This window comes from Nocardia sp. NPDC052112, assembly GCF_040680135.1.
Classification (GTDB): Bacteria; Actinomycetota; Actinomycetes; order Mycobacteriales; family Mycobacteriaceae; genus Nocardia.
Window position 1 is genome coordinate 165,055 of record NZ_JBFAWD010000001.1, and the last position, 20,226, is coordinate 185,280.

A 20,226-nucleotide genomic window follows, 5' to 3' on the forward strand; every position below is an offset into this window, starting at 1 on the left:
GCCGGCACCCTGTACGTGGATCGCCAGGGTGATGATGGGACCAACTTCGTTGCGACAAGCATAGAACCGGCACGGGTGGAATAGATCATTTCAGCATTCGACCTCGGTGTCTGCGGAACCGGACCGATGTTGCATAGGTGATGAACCCGGCGGCATAGACTCCAGCGGAAGGAAAGGATCCCCGCGCACATTGCCCGGGTCCCAAGTACGCTCGGAGTGTCGAAATGTGACGCGACAGATTGGTTTCCGTAATTAAGGGGGAACAGTGGACGCGCTGAAGCTCGACCCGGCGGCGATGGCCGCCTACACCACGATCGCGAATACGGTGTCGCAACAGCTGGCCTCGGCGTCGGCAGTCGCGGGGGGCGCGGTGCAGCCCGAGCGGCTGGTCGCCGATCTCGGTCAGGTCGGTGCCGGTTTCGTGGCCCGGTTCACCGAGAAGGTGAACGAACACGTGCAGGCGCTCTCCACCGCAGGGCAATTGGTCGCCGCCTACGGGCAGGTGCTGCGCGACTACAGCGCGGATATGCAGGGTATCGATGTCGATTCCGCGGGCGCCCTTGCCCGGCAAGGAGAGGCGCTGCCATGAGACGACTGCTTCGACGTCGGCCCGCCGATAACGCGTCCGACGCCCCCGCGAGCACGCCCATCGATCCGAATGTGGATCCGCCGATCGTGGCGGCGCTGGTCGAGCCGATGCTGCAATTGCGTGCCTCGCTCGGCAGTGGCGTCGCGACGCCGGACCAGTCCGTCGTCAACGCGCTGTCGGCCGCGTCCTCGCAGGCCGCCGATGCCGAGGGCCCACACCGCGAGGGGCTGCACGCCCTGGAATCGACCTGGACCTCACGCGCCGCCGCCGATGCCGTTCCCGCACTGCGCACCACGCAAACTCAGATCGGTGACATCACCGACCGCGGACCCGAATACCTGTCGGTACTCGGCGATGCCCATGCCACCAGCGCCCGCGCCGCGCAGAAGGTGGACCAGATCATCGCGGACTTCCGTCGCGACGCCAAGCAGATCATGGGCACCGCGAGCGCGTCCTCGGATACCGACGCGGTGATCGCGCGGGCGACCCAGGCGCTGCGCGACGCGGTCACCGCGGTCAGCACGGCGCAGTCGGAAATGGACGGCCATACCGCGCGGCTGGATGCCATGGGACCGCTCACCGTCACCACACCGCAAGGTGTCGGGACCACCCAGCAAACCGTGGCGCCGGGTACGACCAACGGCATGACCACCGCAGGCCTGACGACAACGACGCCACTGGATCCGGTGCAGGCGGCCCAGCTCCAACTGCAGCAGTATCTGATCAATGCCGGTGTTTCGGTCGGCACCGCCGCCATTGATGCCGGGGTCAATATCGGCACCCACCTCATCGACAAGATCGCCGAAGTCGGCACGCATGCCATGGATACCGTGGCCGCGTCCGCGGATAAGGCCATCGATAAGGCGATTCCCGAAATCATCCATCCGGGCAGCACCACGAATTCGCCCACCGGTGGTGACAGCGCGAGCAAGTCTTCGAACATCATCGACTTCGGCGGCGGATCGGGGCAGTCGTCCAAGCCCGCGCCGAGTACCGGGACCAACTCGGTGATTCCGCCGAATATGGGGGGCTCGACGGCGACGAGACCCGCTCCCGCGCCGGCGCCACAGGCACCGGCCGCCGGCGCGGACACGCCGCCGCCGCGCCCGTCCGGGCCGGAACCGACCAATCAGCCCGGCACCACCGGCGGTGGTCTGGCGATGCCGCCGTCGTCGCAGTCGGATGAGGACCGCCGACCGCGCGATGGCCAACTCGGCGTCACCGTGCCGACCGTATTGGCGACCGTCCCGCCTGCGGTGATCGGCGAATTCGACGATGACGAGCTCTGATTCCGGCTCTTCGAGCCAGAACCAGGGCAATCCGTTCGACACCGGGCTGCCCATGGTCCGGCCCGCCGCTCCGACCCCGAAGCGGCGCCGCCGTCCGAGCGCACGCCGCGGTTCGGGCCAGCGCCGGACACCGCTGACCGATGCGCTCGATCCACCCGAGCGGCCGCGCCGTCCCCGCCCGGCCGGGGACTGGCAGGAGTGGCTCGAACCGCGGCGTCCCGCGCAAGCGCCACCGGAGGCGGAGCCCGGTCGTCTTCGGACCCGCGCGTTCGAGCCCGACGCCGCGCTACCGGCGGAAACCAGTTCCGTCATACCGACGATCATCGATCGGTCCGGCGGCAATCCCGGACCGGCACTGCGGCATCCGCCGCGCCGTCGCGATCCACAACCGACCGGTGGTGGTGGCAACCGCGTTGTCGCGGTGCTGATCGTGCTCGGTGTGGTATTGGCGGTGGTCTCGGTGCTGATGTTCGTCTTCGGCGGTTCGGGCAATCACAAGCGCCCGGCGACGGCGACACCGGCGGTTGCCCAGGGAACCGGCGGGCGCGCGCCGGCGACCACGGCACCCGCTGACCAGCCGTCCGCGATCGCCACCCCGGGCTGCGAACAGCGGCGCACCGGTGATGTCATCTCCGGCACCGATCCCGGCGGCACCGGCGATGGGCCGTCGGCGATCCTCGCGTTCGAACGTGCCTACTATGTGCAGCGGTCCGGATTCGCCGCTCGCGGCGTAGTCGCCAATGATGCGAATGTGCCCGCCGCCGACCAGATCCAACGCGGGATCAACCAGGTGCCGATCGGCACCCTCTACTGCGTGCAGATCACTCGCGCGGGCGGCGATGCGGGCGAGGCGCATTGGGAAGTCCGACTGACCCAGCAGCGTCCGGGCGAGCAGTCGCAGACCTTCACACAGATCGTCACGACGCGTACGGCGGGCAACCGCACGCTGATCACCGCGATCAACGCGGCCTGACCGAGCCACCGGGCCGATCCGGATGTCCGCGCGTCGACGGCCGCCGATGCCCGCCGAACCCGTGGGCGTCAGAGGATACGCGCCGTCACGACTGGCGGTGCGCCGCTGGTCAGCGATGTCCGTCGAATGTGCGGTGTCAGGGTTGTGACCGTGCGTGCTGACGGTCCGTGATGCCTGCTGGATCTGTGGCGTCAGGGTATGCGCGTTTTCGATCCGACCGGCCGTGCGCTGATGGTCAGCGATGTGTGTCGAATGTGCGGTGCCGGACGATGCGCGTTATGACGACGCTGTGCGGATCCTCGGCGCCGAGCGATGAGGCGTGGCCGATGCGTTCGAGTGTGCGTGCTGACGGTCCGCGATACCTGCCGGATCCGTGGCGTCAGGGGACGTGCGTCATCGCTCCGACGGACCATGCGTTGACGGTCGATAACGCTCGCCGGGTGCTGCGTCAGAGCGTGCGCGTCATGAACACGCTGTGCGGATCTTCGACGTAGTCGGCGAACGGTGCGCAGATCTCGAACCCGTGGCGGAGGTAGAGCCGCTGCGCGGGGGCGAAGTAATCGGAGGCTCCGGTCTCCAGGCTGAGTCGCTGGTAGTTGCGCGCGCGGGCCTCGGCGATTACATGGTTCAGCAGGGCCGCGGCAATGCCGCGGCCGGTGTGACCGGCGGCGGTGTGCATCGACTTGATCTCGCCATGGGCGGGGTCGAGTTGTTTGAGCGCGCCGCAACCAGCAAGTTCGTCGTCCTCCCAGGCAGTCCAGAACGTGACGTTTCGGCCACGGAGCGCCTCCAGGTCGAGGGCGTGCACGCTGTCTTCGGGTGAATTGTCGTACATCTCGGCCAGATGCCGGGTGAGCAGGGCAGCGACCTCCGGACCGGACAGATCATCGGCGACGATCCGCAGCGCGGTCGGGCTCGGTAGGCGTTCGCCGATATCGCTGGACATCCGTCCATCATGGATCGTGCCTGCGTCGACTCTGCTGTCTGGGTCGGTACTCGACGAATTCGCCGGTGACGCTCTACTGTGAGGGCACTTGCCCTCACCTAGGTGGATACAATGCCGATATTCGAGAAGTTCGCGCCGCGCGCTGGTCGAGCCGTGCTGTCCGCCGGTACTGCTGGTCACCGCGGTCAGCCGAGGGGGAGCGCGATGCCGAACAGCTGCGTGTTCGGACGTACGGTATCCGAATCGGCTGCGGCCGAAGGGAATCGGGTCGACGAGCGATCAGGCGAGATTGGCGTCAGGATCGAATCATGAAGTTTGCGAACAGGGTCGGGGCGCTTGCCTCGGCCGCGGCGCGACGGGCCGCCGACGAGACCTATTACGCCGCGCTGACAGTGCGTGCGGGACTCGCGACCCCCGAACGCCCGGATCGACTTGCCCGCATGGGCGCCGCGGTGCTGCGTTCCGGACTGCTCGGCGGGCTCACGACCGTTGCCGCGCTGCGCTATCGCGACCGCGCCGCCATCGTCGATGAACTCGGCCGCGTCAGCTTTCGTGAACTCGACGAGCGCAGTACCGCGCTCGCGAATGCCTGGCGGGCGCGCGGACTGCGCGACGGCGAGGGGGTGGCCATCCTGGCGCGCAACCACCGCGGCTTCCACTACGCGGTCTTCGCCGCGGCGAAATGCGGTGCTCGAATCATTCTGCTCAATACCGACTTCGCGGCGCCGCAACTGCGCGAGGTGATGACCCGCGAGGGTGCCGATCTGCTGATCTTCGACGACGAATACGCAAGTATGCTCGGCGATTTCACACCGCGCAGGGGACGCTACCGCGCCTGGGCCGATAAACCGGGCGTCGACACCATCGACAATCTGATCGCGGGTGCGGCGCGCACACCTCCACGCAAGCCACGCACCGTCGCTCGCATCGTCCTGCTGACCAGTGGGACGACCGGTACTCCGAAAGGTGCGCCGCGCAGCAGCGAGCCGGTCTCCCTGTCACCACTGGGCGCCATCCTCGACAAGGTACCGTTCCGTGCCCGCGAAATCACCGAATGTCCTGCGCCGCTATTCCATACGCTCGGATTCGCGCACGCGGTCCTCGCGGTCGGTTTCGGATCCACGTTGGTGATCCGGCGCCGCTTCGATCCACAGGCGGTACTGGATAGTCTGGACCGGCACGGGGCAACCGCCATGATCGCGGTGCCGGTGATGTTGCGGCGACTCGTCGACGCAGGTCCGAAAGCCTTTGCCGGACAAGATCTTTCGCGGTTGCGGATCATCTTCGTCGCAGGCTCACAGCTCGGTGCCGACCTGTGCGTCCGCGTGACCGAGGCATTCGGGCCGGTGGTGTACAACGTGTACGGGTCCACCGAGGCGGCCTACGCGACCATTGCCACACCCGCGGATCTTGCTGTCGAGCCCGGCTGCGTCGGGTCTCCCGTGCCGAGCACCGTCGTGAAGATCTTCGACGACAACGACCGGGAAGTGCCTACCGGCACCACCGGACGCATCTTTGTCGGCAACGACTATCAATTCGAAGGTTATACCGGAGGTGGTGACAAGGCGCGCATCGGACGGCTGATGTCCACCGGCGATGTCGGTCATTTCGACAGTGCCGGAAGACTTTTCATCGATGGCCGCGATGACGACATGATCGTCTCCGGCGGCGAGAACGTCTATCCGGGCGAGGTGGAGGAACTGCTCGCGGCGCATCCGGCCGTGGCGGAGGTCAGCGCATTCGGGGTGCCGGACGAGCGATACGGTCAGCGCCTGCGCGCGGTAGTCGTTGTCCGCGAAGGGTATTCGCTCACGGCCGACGAGGTGCGTGCGCATGTCAAGTCGCATCTGGCCCGCTTCAAGGTCCCGCGTGAGGTGTTGTTCGTCGACGAGCTTCCGCGCAACCCCACCGGAAAGGTACTCAAACGAGTCCTGCGAGAGCTCTCGGCCTGACGGGTCACATACTGCCGAGCATCCGCCGCATCGTGTGACGCAGTTGCACCGGATCCGGCATCGCGGTACGGAACCAGCCGGTCGGCGGCACGACCACCAGTCCGCCGCGCCGGTGCTCGACACAGTCGACGATCGCGTCCGCCACCGCCTCCGGATCGGGTGCGTAGCCGGGCGCGATGGTGCTGACCAATACGCCCTGTTCGGCGAGTCCGCGATGCAGTGCGGCGCCGAGTCCGACCACCGCATGTTTGGTCGCGCAGTACACCGCGGCGCCGAGTGCGGCCGTGACCCCGATAGCCGAACCGATATTGACGATATGTCCGTGGCCCTGTTCGACGAAACGCATTCCGGCGAGCCGGGATCCGGTGATCACCGCACGTAGGTTGGTATCGATCTGCCGATCCGATTCCTGTTCGGATTCGACTAGAAACGAACTGGTTGGTTCGATATCGGCGGCGTTCACCACCACATCGAGACCGCCGAGTCTGCGTTCGGCGGTCGCCAGGAATTCGGCGAAACGCTCGCCGTCGGTGACCTCGACGGGTAGGCCGACGGTGTCGGCCTCGTGAATCCGGTTGAGCTGGGCGGTGATTGCACGCACTTTGCCGAGATCCTTATCGCCGATGGCCACATCGGCACCGGCGGCCAGGAAGGCCAATGCGGTCTCCTTGCCGATACCGGAGGTCCCGCCCGTAATCGCGACGCGCGTGCCGACAAGGGTCTTTCTCGGCATGTTGTTCTCGCCTACCTTGATCTTCGCTCGACGATAGCTATGACGGTAGATATGCGGTGGTGCGGTTGCCATGCGATATCGGGTCATGAGATTGCGCATACCGGTCAGCTCGAGCCGAACTCGCTTGGTATATACGATGTTCGGTCAAAACCTTGCGAGTCTCGGCCACCTGCGATCACGATGTATTCGTGGCCTCATGGGAGTGGCGGCGGTCGGTGGCGAATGCGGCGATCCTTGCCGAGCTCGCGGATGATCACAATCTGCCGCGCGCGGATCTCCTGCGCGGCACCGGTATTGATCCGGCGGCATTGAAAACACCCGGCGCGGAGATCACGGCGGCCCAAGAACTTCTACTCGTCCGCAATCTGGTCACCCTGCTCGACGACCAACCCGGACTGGGCTTCGATGCGGGGATGCGCACGCGCATCACGACACACGGCGTACTCGGTATGGCGGTGCTGAGCAGTCCGACCATGCGGTCGGCCATCGATGTCGCGATGCGCTACTTCAGCATGATGACCTCGTTCGCGCGGGCCTGGCACGTTTATCACGGCGACGAGATCTGGCTCTATGGCGACGACCGCGATCTGCCCGCAGATGTGCGCGCCTTTCTGGCCGAACGAGATGTGGCGGCCCTGCTGTACAACTGGTATCTGGTGTTCGGGGTGCCGCCCCCGGTGCTGCGGGCCGAGGTCGCCGGTGGGCTACTGCCCCGGATGCGTCCGATACTGGAGCAATTCGAGATTCCCAGCTCCGAATCCCCGGAGCTGCAACTCGCGGTTTTCGATGCCACCGATATCGATCGGCCGATGCCCAATGCCAGCCCGCTGACCGCGCTGCTCTTCGAAGGACAGTGCGCCGAACTGCTGCAACGCCGAGGTTTGAAACGGGGCCTGGCCGGATCGGTGCGCGAGGTGCTGCTGCATCAGATGAACGGCCGCATCACCCAGGAGGATGTCGCCGAACGCCTACACATGAGCCTGCGCACCATGCGTCGGCGACTGGCCGACGAGGGCACCTCCTACCGTCGACTGTGCGTCGAGACCTACGGCACCCTCGCCGAGGAACTACTCGCCACCGGTCTCACCGTCGAAGACGTCGCCTATCGCATGGGCTACTCCGGCGCACCGAGCTTCTCCAACGCCTTCAAACAATGGCGCGGCATCTCCCCCGGCCGCTTCGCCCGCGCCGCCACCGACCGCCTTCGCGCCAGCGTCGCGCGCTAGCCCACGCGGCGGGCGATCAAGATCAGGTGGAACTGGTGGCGAGGGCTTCGCGTTTCGCCGCCGTGGTTTCCACGTGATCATTTGTCCAGCAGGTGCGAATGGGAGTGGGGTGGGGGTGCGGGATGGGAGGATGGAGGGAGGTTTTGGGTTGGGAGGCGTGGGCGTGGTGGAGTTTGCGCAGGAGTATGGCGCCCTGCGGTGGTCGGTGGTGGCAGCGTTTGTGGTCGCCGCTGCGGTGGTGCTCGGGCGGCTGGCGGTATCGGATGGTGTCGGCGGGGGCGAAGCCGTTCGTCTGCAAGCGAATTCGCCTGGCGCGGCATGTCACGAGTCCGATGCCGCCCATCTGATCATGTGCATGGTGATGCTTGCGATGCTGGTCTTCCCGATGGGAGCGGATCCGGTAGCCCTGCGCGGGGTGCTGATCGCCCTCATCGTCGTGTTCGCGGCCTTGTCGGTAGATCGAATTGCTCAGTGGCGCAATGTAACTCGCGCACTGGCCGATGATCGGATCATCGCACTCGGATATCACATCGCCGTGGCGGCCGCCATGCTGTACGCCATCGCCGGACACCATGCGGGTGTGCACGTCGGCGGCCCAGCGCCGGGACCGGCGCTGGCTATGGCCACGCTGTTCACCACCGATGCGCTCGCCTTGATCGCCGCAGCCGGTACCGGCCGACGACGACGCTGGCTCGGCCACCCGATCGGCATCCGAACCGACTCCGGGCTTTCGGGTTCCTTCGTCGGCCGCGTACTGACATCGGCAATCGTGCCTCATATCGTCATGGACCTGGGCACGGCCTACATGCTGATCGCGGCCGTCTTCCGATAGGCCGCCAATTGCTGCTTTTGTTCGATCACGCTGCCGCGAGACGGGGGAAGAGGGCCTCGGCGCTGTCGCGATTGATCGCGTCGAGTTGGCCGGGTTCGAAGCCCTCGTAGCTCTCCAGCAGCGAGTCGAGGAGGTCACCGCTTGCCTCCGGGGCGAAGGGAAAGTCGCTGCCGTAAAGGATGTGCCCAGGTGCGGCGAAGGCCAGCAGGGAGGGGAGTGCGGACGGCGTGGTGGACAGCGCGGTGTCGAAATAGAAGCGCTGCAGGTCGGTCAGAATGCCCATGGGTGTGGTGCCGGGGTTGAACTGGGCGCCTCCGGTGAACCGCCAGGCGGCGTAGGGCAGGAAGCCGCCCGCATGCGAGAGGATCACCTTCATCCGGGTATGACGGCTCATCACACCGTTGAGTGTCATATGTACCGCGGTGCGCGTGGTGTCGAAAGGGAAGTCCAGCAGTGGGCTGGGCATGCCCTCCAGCATCGGCATCGGTGGGGCCGTTGGGTGGATGAAGACCACCGCGGCGCGCGCATCGAGCTCGGCCCAGAGCGGGTCGAACTCCTTGTGACCGAGGTAGCGGCCGTAGACGTTCGATAGCAGCACCACACCGTCGGCGTGCAGTTCGTCCAGTGCGTAGGCGGCTTCGGCGAGCGCGCCCTCGACGTCCGGCAGTGGGAGGCTTGCGAAGAACCCGAACCGGTCGGGCCGGTCTTTGGTCAGTTCCGCGCTGTCGTCGTTGACCCGGCGGGCGAGCGCGCGGGCCTCGGCATCGTCACCGAAGTGGGTGCCCGGTGAACTGATCGAGAGGATGCCGGTGGCGATCGAGCGGTGGTCCATCATCGAGATCGCACTCTCGGCATCCCAGGCGGGTGTCGGCCAGCCCCCGGCCGTCGCCTCGTGCGAATCCATCACTTTTCGATAGACGGGAGGGATGAGGTGCTGGTGGACGTCGATGCGAGATCGAGTTTCCATTTTCGCTCGCTTACTAATATTTAGCTCACTAATTATTGTGATGCTAGGCTAGCAGGCGTGGTGAATACGGGCAATGCCGAGCAGATCGCAACGGATGCCGACGCAATCGGGGAGGAGATCGCGCAGGCGGCGGACGCACTGTTCGTCGCCATGCGGCGGGCGCGTTCGGCGGGTGCCGAGCAGATCGGCGGACTTTCCCTGGCTCAGATCGCGCTGCTCGAACCGCTGGCCGGAGCGTCGGATATCCCGGTCGGTCGACTGGCGAGCAACGCGGATGTCAGTGTGCCCACCGCCACCCGTATGTTGCAGCAACTGGAAACCAAGGGCGTCGTGGTGCGCCGACGATCCCCCGAGGACGAGCGGCGAGTTCTGGTCAGCCTCACCGAGGTTGGCGCCGAGCGGCTCGCACTGCTCCGCACCCGGCTGCGCGAGCGCCAGCTCCGCGCCTACGAGGCGTTTTCGCCCACCGAGCGAGTCCAGCTCGTCACGCTGCTGCGCCGCCTCGCCGAACTCGTCTCCGATTCCGACCGCCACCCGCGGCCGCTGTCGTCCACCCGCGGCACGCAGAGCTAGCGCCGACCTCCGGAGGGTTCCGATGCAAACGCCTTCTGGCATCGGCGCAAACGATTACGCATGCCGACTTCCGATCTCCGGGACGGCAGCCTGCTGACCGCACGAGGTCGACAATTGGCGGCGAGCCGCGCAGGCCGATTTCGGTCGGCAACGACTGGTCCGAGTGGACCTACTGTCGGATGATCGCGGTCTACAGTTCGATGACCGAGTCGGCGACAACCCGGCCGCCGAGCCGGACCCAACCATCGGAGTCCCATTCGGTGAAGAGCTGCGAACCCTTGCCCTGAGTGATGATCAGGCCGCGCCGTAGTAGAGCGGTGAGGGCGACGGCGGCGGCCCCGGTCGCTTCGTCCTCGGCGACCCCCATGGCAGGGGCGAACATGCGGGAGCGCAAGGCGCCGCGGTGCTCGTCGGTCCAGGTCCAGAGGTAGTGCGAGCCGCTGTCGAAATCGTCGGGGCGCAGATTCGCCAGTGCGTCGAGGTCGTCGAGCTGGTGGAATTCGAATTCCGGGGCCCATTCGCCGCGTGCCGTGATCCAGACGAGCCCGTCGATGAGTTCGACGGCGACCGGACCTGCCGACAGCTGCAGAACCCGCACCGGCTGGCCCTGCTCGGCGAACCACCACGCGGTACCCACCGACGGATGCCCGGCGAAGGGCAGCTCCACCGCGGGGGTGTAGATCCGCACCTTGGCGATCTCGTCTACGGGGTCCTCGACTACGACCGTCTCGCTGTAGCCCGCCTTCGCCGCCAACGCCTGGTGATCGACCTCGGCGACGTCGGTGGCGCGAGCGATACCGAGTTCGTTGCCGCCCTGCCCCGCCGGGTCCGTGAAAACGCGCACGACCTCGATCCGCGTACCCATGGCCTCTGGTTCACCCTGTGTGCCCATGATCGTGAGCCTACCGGCCGCCGAAAAGTGATTCATGCGTGTTGTCAGTGCTGGCCACAGAGCCAGGTGAGATCACGGAGGATCTCCGACGCGGTGATCGGGCTGAGATCGGCGAACGTGGGGGCATTGCGGCCCGAGAGCGCGGCATACCGGAGCTCGTGCACGGGCGCGACCGGTTCGAACGGCTCCATGCCCGGGTCGATCCCGATGCTGAAAACCCGGTCGTCCGGGAGCCGTTTGTCGAAGGTATCGATGCGACCGCCATCCCCGCGTTCGGGCGGATTCCAACCACGGTTGGTCAGGCCGTGGATGCGGCCGACTGGCACGGTGGCGTTCGCCGGAATGCGGGCGCTGGAACTGGCGAGCAGTTCCGGATCCGGTTGGTACACCTCCCGGCCGATCTGTGGAAATGGTTGCAGGAGTTCGTAATCGGCAAGCACATCGGCCCATGCGCCAGTCGACTCGGTGCCGAGATGAAGGGGATGGGCAATGCCGATGATGGTGTCCTCCGCGATATCGAGGATGGCGTCGTCGGCATCGGCGAAGGTGTTGTCCTCGGCGATGCGGAACGAGTCGAGCACCTGGTCGTCGCGATAGGTCGCCCAGATCAGGCGGCGAGTCACGTTGATGCGCACCGGATGTGCGATGAACAGGGTGCGCAGTTCGTCGAGGGTGAAACGGCGTTCGGTGACCATGGCACGCTCGAGTCGGCGGATCTGATCGGCGGCGAACTTCTTGACGGACTTGCGGATCGAGCGATACCCCGCAGTCGCCGCGGCGGCCAAGTCACCGTCGTCGCGGACTCCGGCCTTGGGCAGGGCCTTGTAGCGGGTGCCGTCGGTACCGGTGATGGTGGGGCGCAGCTGTTCATCGAAGCCGAGCACGAATTGGCGCGGCCCGAAGTCGAGCAGGGCCGTGCCGTCCGCGCGCAGCCCGAGACCCGGAACCATGCGGTCGGCGAGTTGATCCTCGCTCAACCCCAATTCGTCCGCGACATCGGTGACCCGGATCTGCGCCGCATCCCGGACCGCGGCGTTTCGGCCTTTCTCGCTCAACGTGATCAACGCCGACAAGGCGTGATCCGTGCCGATGGCGGCAAGGGTGTCGAGCGCGTTGTCCTTGGCTCCACCCCAGAGGATATTCGGCAGCAGATCCTCGACAGTCTCGTCATTTCCGAAGGCGGCCAACACTTCCCACACCCAAGTGTCTTTCGATGGCGCACCCGCTCTGGTCCACTGGCCGTGGATCGCGCCGGCCGTGGCGGCCAAACTCGTCGCATCACAGTCTTCGCGAACGCGTGCCAGCGCGGCATGCGGCGCGCCGGGTTCCGACATCATCATCAAGGTGACGAGATTCTCGACGGCTTCGGGCGGTAGCGCATGGCCGCCGGTCAGCCCGATCGCAGGCAGCTCGGAAATCGATAACCACTGCGGGAGAACGGGAATCCGTGCGGGCACGATCTCGGTGGGATCGGTATCGAGCAATTCGCGCACCGCCGCGGTGGCGCCGTATACAGCTGCGGCGGCGATGATGGTATCGGCGTGACCGAGGGTGTCCAGGGTGCGCAGAGCCGCGGCACGCGTGCGTCTTGCCTTGCGCGCCTTGCCGATCGCACCCGGAATGAACGCGGTCGCGGCATAGGCCGGATGACGGCGCAACCAGTCCAGCGCGACGCGGCGGCGGGAGCGCATGCCGAGCCAGTTCACGACCAGTTCGGCGACGGCCGGACTTTCGAAAGGCGCGATCGCCGGTGCGAGGTCCCGCGGGCGCCGCACGACGACATCGACAACCAGATCGTGTGCCGCGGCACCGTGTGCGGCCGTGAGCATGAGTAACGGAGCGGCGGACCAGAGTCCCCAGCCTACTGTGCTCGTGCGCAGATACGGGTCCGCGATCGCGAAGTCGACCTGGGCGAGTGCGTACAGTGTCCAGTCGTTGAGAAAGTCATTGCCCGGCGGAATGCGCTCCAACCGCTCACGTATCTCGTCCGCGGACAGCGTGCCGATGGCATCGAGCCATTTCTCCCGTTCTCCATCGCGCCAGGAAATGGCAATGGCCGCAGGAACTTCGAGCGCTACCGTGGCAACCGGCTTGCGGCGTGGTCGCTGCCATGGCGGTGGGCTCAGGATCGCGGGAACCAACTGGGCAGGAGTCACCTCGACCGGCTGCGTCACCGGTAGATTCTCGGTGATCAACTGTTGTGCGATTTCCGGCAGTTCGTCGCGCATGGCGACGGCGAGTTCGGGGTGACGGCGGACGTGTCGGCAGAACTCGGCGGCGTTCTCGCGGCGGGTGGTCCGTTCGCCGAGCACCCGCAGGGCCCTGGCCGGAAACCGTTCGGTCGATGCCAGCAGTGCCGCGGCGGTCGCATTGCGCCACGAGTGCCCGGCCAGGAAGTCCATCGCTTCGTCGGTGGGAAGCTGGGCGAGGATGCGCGACAGGGTTTCGGCCCCCGGCGCGGAGCTGTTGCCTTGACCCGCCTCCCACAGTCGAGTGAGGACCGAAGTGGCATCGGGGCCGAGATGTACCGCGACACTGTAGATCAGCGATTTGTTGTCGCGCAGCAGATGCCAGTGCCAGCCGAGCAGATCGAGGATGCGATGCGCGTGCGCCGCATCGGTCACCGAGGCGAGTAGGAATATCGATCCGAGGCCGTCGGTGAGCTTCGGATCGGCGAGATCGACTCTCACCCAGTCTTGTTCGGTGGGGAACAGGTACGAGGTGAGCAACCGGATCGACAGCGGGCCGCGGCGCAGCTGCCGTGCCTGGTCCAGGGCGTCGGCGTAGTCCATCTGCCCGGCGGCGGCCAGCAGGGTGCGCAATCGTCGGACCAGAGTCGCGGGCGGATCGCAGGGCTGTGACACCACCGATCGCCCGCCCCGGTCATCGGATGCTTCCGCGTGGATGCCGCTGAGTGCGACAACGGTCGCTACGGCACAGCCGAGACCATGGGTCGCCACCAGATAGTCGGCCAGATCCGCGTGGTCGTCGTAGTAGCGGCCGAGGGCGTTGGCATCCCACAACTTCGCGTCCATTCCGATCGCGGCGCAAACGGCCGCGCCGAGCGGGTCGGCGCGGCGATCGGCCAGGTATTGCGCACCCCGTTCGGCGAGCACCTTGTTCGAGCCGGTACGGCTCAGGATGGCGCGGATCCGATCCGTGGATTGCGCCAGCTTTTCGGAGATTGTCTGTGCCGCGGCCGCATTCACGGCAACCTTGCGCGCGGGCCACCGGCCGCGAAATGGATCGGTTTTCGACCACCAGGCGGCGGGTACCACCCAGGTGTCCTCATCGGTCGGCGGCGTGCGGACAGCCATCGGCCTGCTCCCTTGTTCACGAGGTGCGTATCGCGGACAGGCTAGCGAGCCGCTCCGACACGTGCCGGTCGGCGCGGAAACGACAGCGGCCCCGTCCATCCGGACGGGGCCGCTGCGCGCTTCGGCAAGATATCAGACCGCGGCGGTGGCCAGCGTTTCCGTGGATTGCACGGCCTGGCCGACACCGGCGACGATCGCCGCCGCCCGCAGCGATTCGAAGATCACCTCACGCGAGACGCCCGCCTCGCGCAATGTCTTCTCGTGCGCCTCGAGGCAGTGCGCGCAGCCGTTGATCGAGGAGACCGCGAACGACCACAGCTCGAAATCGGCCTTGTCGACACCCGGATTGCCGATGATGTTCATCCGCAGACCAGCACGCAGATCGTCGTAGCGGCCTTCCAGAAATGCCTTGCCCCGGTAGAACACATTGTTCATGCCCATGATCGAGGCGGCGCCGAGTGCGGCGCTGTAGGCCTGCGCCGACAGATTGTCCGCGGCTTCTTCGGCGATTTCACGCAGCGTCGTCGCCGACCGGGTCGCGGCCGCCGACGCGAGCAGCGTGCCCCACAGTTGCTGTTCGTTCAGCACGGTGGTGCGTGTGATGGACGACAGATTGAGCTTGAGGTCCTTTGCGTACTCGGGAAGGGAGTTCTTCAGGGTCTCAATGCTCATTCGGCGAATCCTCTTCTTGTTCGGGGGTTTTCAGGTGTATCGGATAGTGCTCAGACACTCGCGGCGAGTAGTTCACCCGCGTTGATGGTCGGGTCGCCCTTCTTCCAGTTGCAGGCGCACAGCTCGTCGGACTGCAGTGCGTCGAGCACCCGCAGTACCTCGTCCACATTGCGACCGACCGAACCGGCGGTCACCGAGACGAACTGGATCTCGTTGTTCGGGTCGATGATGAAGGTGGCGCGGTCGGCGACGCCGTCGGCGTTGAGAACACCGGTGGCGGTGGCCAATTCACGCTTGAGGTCGCTCAGCATCGGGAACGGGAGGGTCTTGAGATCCTCGTGCTGGGCGCGCCACTGGAAGTGCACGAACTCGTTGTCGACCGAGGCGCCGAGCACCTGCGCGTCGCGGTCCTCGAACTCGTCGTTGAGCTTGCCGAAGGCGGCGATCTCGGTCGGGCACACGAAGGTGAAGTCCTTGGGCCAGAAGAAGACGATGCGCCACTTACCGGCGTGATCGTCGGAGGTGATCCGGGTGAAGTAATCGTCAGGCTGCTGAGCGTCGACCTTCGACAGGTCACCGCCGATCACCGCGGTGAGGTTGTACGCCGGGAATTGGTCGCCGATGGTCAGCAAAGCCATGCTTGTCTCCTCGTCAGTCGGTTTGCTAGAGCGAGTGGATCGAAAAGCTCACGATGATCTTGCCCAAAGGCCGGTGAAAGGTAAACGTGATCAGTCGCACTACACTGATAGGCGTGACTGATCAGACTTATCAGCCGACCCTGTCGCAGCTGCGTGCGTTCGTGGCGATCGCGGAGTACCGCCACTTCGGCACCGCGGCCGTGCGGCTCAATGTGAGCCAGCCCACGTTATCGCAGGCACTCGCCGCATTGGAACATGGGCTCGGGCTGCAGTTGATCGAGCGCAGCACCCGGCGGGTGCTCGTCACGGCCGCGGGGATGCGGCTGCTGCCGCAGGCGACGGCGACCCTCGAGGCGGCCGACCGGTTCGTCGCCTCGGCGACCGGTGACAGCCTGGGTGGTACCGTGCGGATCGGCATCATTCCGACGGTTGCCCCGTATGTGCTGCCGAATCTGCTGCCTGAATTGCGCAGGGTATTGCCCGCCTTGAATCCTCAGGTGATCGAGGACCAAACCGCGCGGCTGCTGGAGGGATTGCGCACCGGCGTCCTGGATGTGGCCCTGCTCGCGCTGCCGACCGAGGTGCCCGGCCTGGTCGAGATCCCGCTGTACACCGAGGAATTCGTGCTGGTGACCCCGCGCGGGCACGAACTGGCCGGGCGCACCGATATCGCACCCGCCAGCCTGGACGCGCTGCCGCTGCTGCTGCTCGACGAGGGCCACTGCCTGCGTGATCAGACCCTGGAATTCTGCCGTTCCGCCGATGCGCATCCGGGGGCGGTCGGCGATACCCGCGCCGCGTCGCTGGCGACCGTGGTTCAGTGCGTCGCGGGCGGGCTCGGGGTGACATTGATTCCGGAGATGGCGGTGGCGGCCGAAACCGCTCGCGGCACACTGGAAACCGCGCATTTCACCGCACCCGCCCCTGGGCGCACCCTCGGTCTGGCATTTCGTGCTTCGACGGCGCGCGCGGACGATTACGAACGGCTGGCGGAGATCATTCGGTCGCAGCGGCCGCGGTGAACCGAGTCCGCGAGATCAGTGTGCGGCGTCGCCGAGGAGTTCGGTCGCGGTGCGGTGGATCTTGTGCAGGGCGCTCATGAGGTGACGGCGTTCGGTGGGGGTGAGCTCGGCGGTGACCTTGTCCTCCAAGGCTTGTCGCTGTGCCTCGATCGGCTGTTGCAGGGCGCGGCCTTTATCGGTGAGCCAAAGGCGGACCAGGCGGTTGTCGTGGTCGTCGCGACGGCGCTCCAACAGGTCGGCGGTGGTCATGCGGGTGGCCATTTTGACGACCGTCGGGGTGGTGACGTTCAGTGCGGCGGCGACCTCACCGGGGGTGCGCCCGTCCTGCTCCCACAGCAGTGCCAGGACATGATTCTGGCCCAGATGCAGTCCGAGCGTTCGCATTTCGCGGTCCGCGAGTGCGCGCAACACCTTCGAACTGCGGCCGTGTAGGTCGAGGAACTCGGGCACCGGTCGGATCTCCTTGACGGTTGACGAACTGATCGTTAGCCGTCTAACGTTCTTGTTGGTTAGACGGCTAACGATATGGGGATCTGATGATAGTGGTCACCGGTGGCACCGGAAATATCGGCCGTGAACTCGTCGCCGAGCTCACGGCCAGAGGTGCGGAATTCCGTGTTCTCGTGCGCGATCCGGCCCGTGCCGCGAATTCGGGCCGAGGTGAGGTGATCGTCGGAAATCTGGACGATCCGGCGACGCTCGCGCCCGCACTCGACGGTGCCGACGCGTTATTCCTGCTGGTGCCCGGCATCGGCCTGCCGCACACCGTCGATGCGGTGCACGCGGCGCGAGCGGCCGGAGTTCGGCATATCGTGCAGTTGTCGTCGTTCAATGCGATGGGTGATCCGGTACCGGCCATGGGGCGTTGGCATCGCGAGCGCGAGCGAGTCGTGGCCGAATCCGGCATACCGGCGACCGTGTTGCGGCCCGGTGGATTCATGACGAATGCGCTGGCGTGGGCGGAGACGATCCGATCCGGTGGCGCGGTCCTCGACCCCACCGGCCCCGGGCGCTTCGCTCCGATCGACCCGGCCGATATTGCCGCCGTGGCGGCCGAGGTACTCACCGACGGCGGTCACCACGGCATGACCTATACCCTCACGGGTGCGCAAACCTGCACTGTCGCAGAACAGGTCGCGACCATCGCCCGCACGATCGGCCGCACCATCGAGGTGCGCGAGGCGGCCACACCGCAGGAGGCATTGGACTCCCGCTACCCCGGTGGTGCGCCACCGGCATTGGCGGCGGCGATCATCGAGGGGTTCGAGTTGATGCGGGCCGATACGGCGGGGTTCCGGACCGACACCGTGCGTGAGCTGCTCGGCAGAAGTCCGCGTACGTTTGCCGAGTGGTGTGCACGCAACGTCGATGCGTTCGCGGGCGAACGCTAATTGCAGGTTTCGAATTCGGTACGGAGTTGGCGCTGCAGGGCGATGGCATCGGGGGTGAGGTAGTGCTCGGGGTGGGCGTCGGCGGCGGTGGCATGGTCGGAGCATCCGGCCACCTCGACACTTCCGGTGAATTGTTTGTCGGGTGCGTAGCCGCCCCAGTTCCAACGCAGGTCCATCGGGTGATCGGGTGTCGGTCTGGTGGTGGCGATGACCGCGGTGAGGTCCTGGTAGGCGGTATCCGGGCTGTGTACTCCGACAGAGAGAATCGTCAGATGTCCGTCGATGATGCGGATGAAGGCGGCTGGGACGGGAAGCGCGGTCAGCAGGGTCTGGATGTCCCGTTCCTGCTGGGCGCCGAACGGCAGGTCGACGGTCCAGACCGGCCGCTGGTCGGCGGGCCGGATGGTGACCTGTGTCGGATCGTTGCCGAGGACCGTGCGTACCGCTGCCAGGGAATCCGTTGCGGGCGGGGACTTTTCGATCTCGATACCGGAGTTGGTCCAGGTGATGGTGGCTCCGGGCAGGCGTGCGCCGAGTTGGCGTAGCTCACGGGTGCGGGCGGTGATTCGATTCGGGTCCAATTCGGCGCCCAGTTTCAGTTCCAGTCGGTCGCCGACAACGAAGTCGGTCGACTGCTGGTAGGAGTCGAAGTCATGCCGCTTGATGGCATTGATCCGGTCGACGACGTCGGCGATCTGCGTGTCGGAGGCCGCACGCATCGATACGTCCAGGTCGAGGTAGGTGCCCCGGGTGAAGTCGTTGGAGTAGTCGACGGAAAAAGTATCCACGCCCGGCATGGCGGCGAGCTCGGTTCGTAGCAGATTCGCCTGCGGGCGGCGGTCGGATGCGTTCGTGCACCCGGCCACGGGGAGCGAAACGACGGCGACGGCAATCCCCGCCGCGAGCATACGCCGGATCATGGGTGCCTTCCTGTAGCGGGTAGCGGGCGGGTCGCGGCCCGGCGGACGTTGTCGGCTCCCGTGGCAGGGTACGCGTTCGGACGCCGATTTCCCGGTAGCGGGCGTCGGTGTCGGGCGGATCGGGTGTGTTGGTCGGGCGTAATGTCCGCTGGTAGACAGTCGGAAAGGGGTCGTGGTGGACGAGTTGGGTGCCAGTGCGTCGAACGAGCCGGGACAGCGCCTCGGTCGTTCGATGGCGAATGGTGGTCGGCTGTTCGTCTACGGAACATTGCAGTTTCCGGAGGTATTGGTCGAGTTGATCGGACGCTGTCCGGAATCGGCGGCGGCGGAGCTCACCGGGTGGCGGGTGGCGGCATTGCCGGAGCGGGTGTATCCGGGCCTGGTGCCCGCCGCGGGCGGGGTTGCCAGAGGCGTGGTGCTGTCGGGGCTCGACGCGGGAGAGTGGGCGGTGCTGGACGCGTTCGAGGACGACGAGTACGAGTTGCGGCGGGTGCGGCCCGGCGCGGCGCCGTCGGTGTGGACGTATGTGTGGACTTCCGTTGTCGCACCGGATGATTGGCACGCCGAGCGCTTTGCTGCCGAGCATCTGGGCGCGTTCGTGACGCGGTGCGCCGAGTGGCGAAGGTTGCTCTGAAACGGGCTTGGGCGGGGGCGTATTTGCCATTCCAAGACGACCGGTCATATATTAATCGCATGGCGCGACCGCGACGCAGTGATGACATTCGGCAGCTTCTGGTGGAGGAGGGTGCTGCCGGATTCTTGACGAACGGCTATCACGGGACCGGTATCAAGCAGATTCTGGATGCGGTCGGAGTGCCGAAGGGTTCGTTCTACAACTATTTCGATAGCAAGGAGAGTTTCGGGCGGGCCATCATCGACAACCATTCGCTGTGTGTGCAGCGGAATATGGCCGAGGCGTTCGGGAGTTCGCCGGATCCGGTCGTCGGGCTACGGGCGTTCTTCGGGCGGCTCATGGATGATTTCGTGCGGGCGGAGTTCACCGGTGGCTGCCTGATCGCGAATCTCGGCGGGGAACTCGAGGGCAGTGAGGTGCTCCGGGAGTCATTGGCGCAGGCCTGGCATTCCTGGCGGGACGGGGTGGCCGCGGCGTTGCGCCGGGCGCAGGAACTCGGGACGATTCGCGACGATATCGATGCCACCGAGTTGGCGGATCTGCTGTTGGAGTCGTGGGAGGGGGCGGTGATCCGGATGAAGATGGAGCGCTCGCTCGAACCGCTGCACAAGTGTTTGCGCCGAATGCTTGATGACTACTTTCGGCCCTGAACTGTAGGTT

General features: G+C 66.1%; 20 protein-coding genes. 11 read left to right on the top strand and 9 right to left on the bottom strand.

Translation table 11 applies throughout. The annotated features are described in order from the left end of the window. Nucleotides 1-265: 265 nt before the first annotated feature. Genes AB0L58_RS00735 through AB0L58_RS00745 form a run of 3 tightly spaced genes read left to right on the top strand, consistent with a single transcriptional unit; the run spans nt 266 to nt 2,851 of the window. Nucleotides 266-589 (top strand): hypothetical protein, encoded by a 324-nt coding sequence (locus AB0L58_RS00735; RefSeq protein WP_364378780.1) that lies wholly within the window; start codon nt 266-268, stop codon nt 587-589. After that, entirely contained in the window at nt 586-1,878 is a 1,293-nt protein-coding gene (locus AB0L58_RS00740) for a hypothetical protein (RefSeq protein WP_364378783.1), read from the top strand. Before AB0L58_RS00735 ends, AB0L58_RS00740 begins: the two co-directional genes overlap by 4 nt. Further along, nucleotides 1,865-2,851, top strand: coding sequence for a hypothetical protein (locus AB0L58_RS00745; protein ID WP_364378785.1), 987 nt, complete (start codon nt 1,865-1,867; stop codon nt 2,849-2,851). Before AB0L58_RS00740 ends, AB0L58_RS00745 begins: the two co-directional genes overlap by 14 nt. Nucleotides 2,852-3,299: 448 nt before the next feature. Here AB0L58_RS00745 and AB0L58_RS00750 read toward each other — a convergent pair whose 3' ends face one another. Further along, nucleotides 3,300-3,797, bottom strand: coding sequence for a GNAT family N-acetyltransferase (locus AB0L58_RS00750; protein ID WP_364378788.1), 498 nt, complete (start codon nt 3,795-3,797; stop codon nt 3,300-3,302). Nucleotides 3,798-4,105: 308 nt separating this feature from the next. Here AB0L58_RS00750 and AB0L58_RS00755 point away from each other — a divergent pair, with 308 nt between their 5' ends. Next, the gene (locus AB0L58_RS00755) at nt 4,106-5,749 is read left to right on the top strand and encodes an acyl-CoA synthetase (RefSeq protein WP_364378791.1); all 1,644 of its coding nucleotides are present in this window, start codon (nt 4,106-4,108) and stop codon (nt 5,747-5,749) included. Between the two features lie 4 nt (nt 5,750-5,753). Here AB0L58_RS00755 and AB0L58_RS00760 read toward each other — a convergent pair whose 3' ends face one another. Next, nucleotides 5,754-6,482 (bottom strand): SDR family NAD(P)-dependent oxidoreductase, encoded by a 729-nt coding sequence (locus tag AB0L58_RS00760; RefSeq protein WP_364378794.1) that lies wholly within the window; start codon nt 6,480-6,482, stop codon nt 5,754-5,756. A 188-nt stretch (nt 6,483-6,670) separates the two neighbouring features. Between AB0L58_RS00760 and AB0L58_RS00765 the strand changes: the two genes are divergently transcribed. After that, entirely contained in the window at nt 6,671-7,708 is a 1,038-nt protein-coding gene (locus AB0L58_RS00765) for an AraC family transcriptional regulator ligand-binding domain-containing protein (RefSeq protein ID WP_364378797.1), read from the top strand. A 163-nt stretch (nt 7,709-7,871) separates the two neighbouring features. Continuing rightward, nucleotides 7,872-8,540 (top strand): DUF5134 domain-containing protein, encoded by a 669-nt coding sequence (locus tag AB0L58_RS00770; protein ID WP_364378800.1) that lies wholly within the window; start codon nt 7,872-7,874, stop codon nt 8,538-8,540. A 25-nt stretch (nt 8,541-8,565) separates the two neighbouring features. Here the strand turns inward: AB0L58_RS00770 and AB0L58_RS00775 are convergent, their stop codons facing one another. Continuing rightward, nucleotides 8,566-9,507, bottom strand: a complete 942-nt coding sequence (locus AB0L58_RS00775; RefSeq protein ID WP_364378803.1) for an amidohydrolase family protein — start codon at nt 9,505-9,507, stop codon at nt 8,566-8,568. Between the two features lie 57 nt (nt 9,508-9,564). Here AB0L58_RS00775 and AB0L58_RS00780 point away from each other — a divergent pair, with 57 nt between their 5' ends. After that, nucleotides 9,565-10,080, top strand: coding sequence for a MarR family winged helix-turn-helix transcriptional regulator (locus tag AB0L58_RS00780; RefSeq protein ID WP_364378805.1), 516 nt, complete (start codon nt 9,565-9,567; stop codon nt 10,078-10,080). 190 nt (nt 10,081-10,270) lie between these two features. Here AB0L58_RS00780 and AB0L58_RS00785 read toward each other — a convergent pair whose 3' ends face one another. The 4 genes from AB0L58_RS00785 to AB0L58_RS00800 form a co-directional block, all read right to left on the bottom strand. Then, nucleotides 10,271-10,945 (bottom strand): PhzF family phenazine biosynthesis protein, encoded by a 675-nt coding sequence (locus AB0L58_RS00785; RefSeq protein WP_364380125.1) that lies wholly within the window; start codon nt 10,943-10,945, stop codon nt 10,271-10,273. Nucleotides 10,946-11,016: 71 nt separating this feature from the next. After that, nucleotides 11,017-14,289 carry a DUF4132 domain-containing protein gene (locus AB0L58_RS00790; RefSeq protein ID WP_364378808.1) on the bottom strand — a complete coding sequence of 1,091 codons (3,273 nt, stop codon included), beginning with the start codon at nt 14,287-14,289 and terminating at the stop codon, nt 11,017-11,019. A 132-nt stretch (nt 14,290-14,421) separates the two neighbouring features. Further along, nucleotides 14,422-14,961 carry a carboxymuconolactone decarboxylase family protein gene (locus AB0L58_RS00795; protein WP_364378810.1) on the bottom strand — a complete coding sequence of 180 codons (540 nt, stop codon included), beginning with the start codon at nt 14,959-14,961 and terminating at the stop codon, nt 14,422-14,424. 50 nt (nt 14,962-15,011) lie between these two features. Further along, complete coding sequence (locus AB0L58_RS00800) at nt 15,012-15,599, bottom strand: peroxiredoxin (RefSeq protein ID WP_040867866.1); 588 nt, start codon at nt 15,597-15,599, stop codon at nt 15,012-15,014. A gap of 113 nt (nt 15,600-15,712) precedes the next feature. Between AB0L58_RS00800 and AB0L58_RS00805 the strand changes: the two genes are divergently transcribed. Continuing rightward, nucleotides 15,713-16,621 carry a hydrogen peroxide-inducible genes activator gene (locus tag AB0L58_RS00805; RefSeq protein ID WP_364378814.1) on the top strand — a complete coding sequence of 303 codons (909 nt, stop codon included), beginning with the start codon at nt 15,713-15,715 and terminating at the stop codon, nt 16,619-16,621. Nucleotides 16,622-16,636: 15 nt separating this feature from the next. Here the strand turns inward: AB0L58_RS00805 and AB0L58_RS00810 are convergent, their stop codons facing one another. Then, on the bottom strand, nt 16,637-17,071 hold the full coding sequence (locus AB0L58_RS00810) for a MarR family transcriptional regulator (protein ID WP_364378817.1): 435 nt from the start codon (nt 17,069-17,071) through the stop codon (nt 16,637-16,639). Nucleotides 17,072-17,157: 86 nt separating this feature from the next. Between AB0L58_RS00810 and AB0L58_RS00815 the strand changes: the two genes are divergently transcribed. Then, entirely contained in the window at nt 17,158-18,012 is an 855-nt protein-coding gene (locus tag AB0L58_RS00815) for an NAD(P)H-binding protein (RefSeq protein ID WP_364378819.1), read from the top strand. On the opposite strand, the gene AB0L58_RS00820 is transcribed toward AB0L58_RS00815, so the two are convergent. Then, nucleotides 18,009-18,932 carry a hypothetical protein gene (locus tag AB0L58_RS00820; protein ID WP_364378822.1) on the bottom strand — a complete coding sequence of 308 codons (924 nt, stop codon included), beginning with the start codon at nt 18,930-18,932 and terminating at the stop codon, nt 18,009-18,011. The genes AB0L58_RS00815 and AB0L58_RS00820 overlap by 4 nt on opposite strands. 175 nt (nt 18,933-19,107) lie before the next feature. On the opposite strand from AB0L58_RS00820, the gene AB0L58_RS00825 reads away from it, so the two are divergent. Together AB0L58_RS00825 and AB0L58_RS00830 are read left to right on the top strand one after the other, a co-directional pair. Beyond that, nucleotides 19,108-19,566: a gamma-glutamylcyclotransferase family protein gene (locus tag AB0L58_RS00825; RefSeq protein WP_364378824.1), complete on the top strand. Its 459-nt coding sequence runs from the start codon at nt 19,108-19,110 to the stop codon at nt 19,564-19,566. Between the two features lie 59 nt (nt 19,567-19,625). After that, complete coding sequence (locus AB0L58_RS00830) at nt 19,626-20,216, top strand: TetR family transcriptional regulator C-terminal domain-containing protein (protein ID WP_364378827.1); 591 nt, start codon at nt 19,626-19,628, stop codon at nt 20,214-20,216. Nucleotides 20,217-20,226: the final 10 nt, after the last annotated feature.